This window comes from Immundisolibacter sp. (assembly GCF_041625615.1).
Lineage (GTDB): Bacteria > Pseudomonadota > Gammaproteobacteria > Immundisolibacterales > Immundisolibacteraceae > Immundisolibacter.
In genome coordinates this window covers 1-3,436 of sequence record NZ_JBFJTF010000192.1, presented here as the reverse complement: position 1 = coordinate 3,436, position 3,436 = coordinate 1, and the positions used below count along the sequence as shown (strand labels likewise).

Sequence of the window (3,436 nt, the reverse complement as noted above, 5' to 3'; positions counted from 1 at the left end):
TGCCTCCGCGGCGCGGGCGCTGCCTGGCGTGTACGCCGTGGTGACCGGCAAGGAGCATCCGTACTACGCCGGCCGGGCGGTGCGCGACCACGCCGTGCTGGCGGTGGACACGGTGCGTTTTGTCGGCGACCGGGTGGCGGCGGTGGCGGCGCAGACGCGCGAGCTGGCCGAGCAGGCCCTGTCGCTGATCGAGGTGGAATACGAGGAGCTGCCGGCGGTGTTCGACGTGGACGCCGCCCTGCGGCCGGACGCCCCGCGCGTGCACGAGGACCCGAAGTCCTACCCCGGCGCCTTCACCCATCCGGCCGAGCCCAAGGTGCCGAACGTGTGTGGCTACATGCGCTGGCAGCACGGCGATCTCGACGCCGGCTTCGCGCAGGCCGACCAGGTGTTCGAACACACCTTCCACACGCCGACCGAGCACCACGGCTACATCGAGCCGCACGCCGTGCTGGCCAGCGTGCAGGCGGACGGGCGGGCCGAGGTGTGGGCGTCCAACAAGAGTCCGTACATGCTGCGCGCGCAGCTGGCGACCTGTTTTGGTGTGGAAGCCGCCAGCATCCGGCTGCACAACCTGCACATCGGCGGTGACTTCGGCGGCAAGGGTTCGCAGATGGAGGCGCCGGTGGCGTACCTGCTGTCGCGCGAGGCGGGCCGGCCGGTGAAGCTGGTGATGAGCTACACCGAGGAGCTGATGGCCGCCAATGCGCGTCACGCCGCGCGCATCGACATAAAAACCGGCGTTCGCCGCGACGGCACCATCACCGCCATGCACGTGGACCTCAAGTTCAACGGCGGTGCCTACGGCGCCTACAAGCCGATGCCGAACCTGAACCTGCACGGCGCCGACCAGGCGGCCAGCTGCTATCGCGTGCCGGCCATCGACATCCACAGCACCGTGGTCTACACCAACACCATCCCCGGCGGACACATGCGCAGCCCCGGCTGCCCGCAGACCATGTTTGCCGTGGAGGCGCAGTTCGACCTGATCGCCCGCGCCCTGGGCATGGACCCGGCGCAGTTCCGCCGCCGCAACGTGCTGCAGGCGGGCGATGCCTCGGCCACCGGTGTGCAGTGGCCCACCGTGCGCGCGGCCGAGACGCTGGAGGCGGCGCTGCGCGAGTCCGGCTACTTCGAGCGCCGCGGCAGGGAGCCGAACGTCGGCTTCGGCATTGCCATGTACGAGCGCGGCGTGGTCGGGGGGGATTCCAGCTGCGCGCTGGAACTGTCGCCCGACGGCCAGGTGACCGTGGTGCTGCCCATCGGCGATCCGGGGCAGGGCACGTTCACCGCCGTGCAGCAGTTCGTCGGCGAGGCGCTGGACATGTCGCCGACCGAGGTGCGGATCCGCATCGCCGATACCGACGAGCTGCCGTTCGACTTTGGCGTCGGCGGCTGCCGTACCACCTACGCGGTCGGCCAGACGGTGATGAGCGCCGTCGCCGCGCTGCGCGAGAAGCTGGCGCCGCTGGCGGCGCAGGCGCTTGGCTGTGCGCCGGATGTGCTGGCCTGGGAAGGCGGGCAGGTCAGTGCCGGCGGGCGTGCCCTGACCCTGGCCGAGCTGGCCGCACTCAGTGGCGGCCCGGTGACGGCGCAGGTGTATCAGAAGCTCGGCCTGTTCCCGGAGCAGCCGGACACCAACTTCACCGCCCAGGTGGCGGAAGTGGCGGTGGACCCCGAAACCGGCCAGGTCACCGTGCGGCGCATCACCAGCGCGCACGATGTCGGCACCATCGTGAACCCGGTCGGTCACCAGGGCCAGATCGAGGGCGCCATGCTCATGGGCCTGGGCTTCGCGCTGATGTCCGAACACCGCATGGACGACGGCCAGCCGCTGGCGCTGCACCTGGGCGATTACAAGATTCCGTGCATCGCCGACATTCCGGAGCTGAACACGGTGCTGCTGGAACGCCCGCAAGGGCCGGGGCCGTTCAACTGCGGCCCGATCGCCGAGGCCGCCAACGTGCCGGCGCCGGCGGCCATTGCCAACGCCGTGGCGGACGCCATCGGCGCGCCCATCATGCAGCTGCCGGTCAGCGCCGAGCGGGTGTACGGCCTGTTGCAGCAACGTCGCCGTTCGCAGGCGGCCTGAAGCCGGGGAGGCACCACCATGGCCGTGATCATGATCTCCACCCAGCACGTGAAGGACTGGGATTTGCTGGCCGAGTACCGTAAGGGTGCCGGGCCCATCGTGCGCCGCCACGGCGGCGAACTGATCGGGCGCAGCAACGCGCCGGACACCCTGCACGGCGAGGCGGTGGACTCGGTGGTGGTGTTCCGCTTTCCGGACCGGGCAGCGGTGGATGCCTGGCTGGCCGATCCCGACTATCAGCCCCTCAAGCGCATTCGTGACCAGGCGGTCGACATGAGCCTGATCGTCGTCGATGCCATGTAACCCCCGTTTCAAGGAGTAAAGACCATGGCCAGCAAGCTGCCGTTCACCAAATCCGAAGCCAAGGCCTGGGCCAAGGCGACCATCCGCGACTGGTACGACTGCCCGTGTACCCCCTTCAAGCCGGACGACAGCCTCGACGAGGACGGCCTGCGCCGCAACGTCGAATACCTGATCGACATCGGCGAGAGCGGGCTGGTGATGGGCGGCTTCGTCGCCGAGTGCTGGAACACCTCGGTCAGCGAGTGGATGCGCTACCACCAGGTGGTGGCCGAGGCCGCCGCCGGCCGCATTCCGCTGCACACCATCATCTTCGACCAGAGCGTCCATCAGGCGATGGAAAAGCTGAACTTCGTCGAGAAGCTCGGCTACGTGGCGGCGGAAGTCATCACGCCCATCGTCCAGCTGCGCTCGGACCAGGAAATCTACGACTACTTCAAGTACCTGGCCGATCACTCCAACATGGCGCTGCTGTTCTACCGCTCCATGGTGGCCGGGCACCTGATCAGCCTGGACCTGTCGCGGCGCCTGTCCGAGATTCCGAGCTACGTCGGCATGAAGCAGGGCAGCATGAACCACGACGACAGCGTCAAGCTGCGGCGCATGGTGGGCGACGACTTCATCGTCTCGGACCCGTTCGAGAACCACTGGCTGAACGACCTGCGCGCCGGCGGACAGGTCATCTACGGCGCCTTCGCGCACATCCTGTACGGCAAAAAGCGCGGCCTGCTGGAGCAGTACACGGCGCTGGCACGCGCCGGCCAGTGGGACGAGGCCTACGCCATCTCCCAGCAGCTGCAGCCGCTGCGCGATTTCTACGACGAGATCATGTTCGCGCCGCTGTCCGGCAACTTCACCTACGCCACCACGCTGGGCAACCTGAAGGTCTGCTACGAGGTGCTGGGCCTGGCCGGCGGCGTGATGCGTTCGCCCATTCGCCAGGTGGCGCCGGAAAAGAAGGAATGGATCCGCGGACGCATGCAGGAGCTGGGCATCGTCTGAGGGGTGTCGGGTGTGGTGGGTGTGCCCTGGTCGCGCGAGCCG

The 3,436-nt window shown here is 68.5% G+C and carries 3 protein-coding genes; all 3 read left to right on the top strand.

What is annotated here, in order from left to right; all coding sequences use genetic code 11:
* The coding region (locus ABYX71_RS11225) for a xanthine dehydrogenase family protein molybdopterin-binding subunit (RefSeq protein ID WP_372696584.1) at positions 1-2,092 on the top strand (2,092 nt) is incomplete at its 5' end.
* Between the two features lie 18 nt (positions 2,093-2,110).
* Positions 2,111-2,395: a DUF1330 domain-containing protein gene (locus ABYX71_RS11220; protein WP_372696583.1), complete on the top strand. Its 285-nt coding sequence runs from the start codon at positions 2,111-2,113 to the stop codon at positions 2,393-2,395.
* 24 nt (positions 2,396-2,419) lie between these two features.
* The gene (locus ABYX71_RS11215) at positions 2,420-3,394 is read left to right on the top strand and encodes a dihydrodipicolinate synthase family protein (protein ID WP_372696582.1); all 975 of its coding nucleotides are present in this window, start codon (positions 2,420-2,422) and stop codon (positions 3,392-3,394) included.
* Positions 3,395-3,436 lie beyond the last annotated feature (42 nt).